The organism is Labrys sp. F242 (assembly GCF_057813875.1).
Genome location: NZ_JBVASG010000065.1, coordinates 1 through 280 on the forward strand (window position 1 = coordinate 1; position 280 = coordinate 280).

At 67.1% G+C, this 280-nt stretch carries 1 protein-coding gene; it reads left to right on the forward strand.

What is annotated here, in order from left to right:
• A partial coding sequence (locus tag ACZYTC_RS34450; protein WP_488991781.1) for a cobaltochelatase subunit CobN occupies nucleotides 1-280 on the forward strand: 280 nt, incomplete at both ends.

Consider the following 280-nt stretch of genomic DNA (forward strand, 5'->3'; position numbering starts at 1 on the left):
CCTCTATCACGCCGATCTCTCCAATCCGCAGGCGCCGCGATTGCGCAGCCTCGGCGAGGAGGTCGGCCGCCTCGTGCATGGCCGGGCCGCCAGCCGGCGCTGGATCGACGGCATGATGGTGCATGGCTATGCCGGGGCCGCCGAGATGGCCAATGCCATGGATTCGCTGTTCGCCTTCTCGGCGAAGGCAGGCATCGTCACCAATGCCGCCTTCGACCGCATGCTCGAAGCCTCTGTCGAGGACGAGGAGGTTGCGGCCTTCCTCGCTTCAGCCACTCCC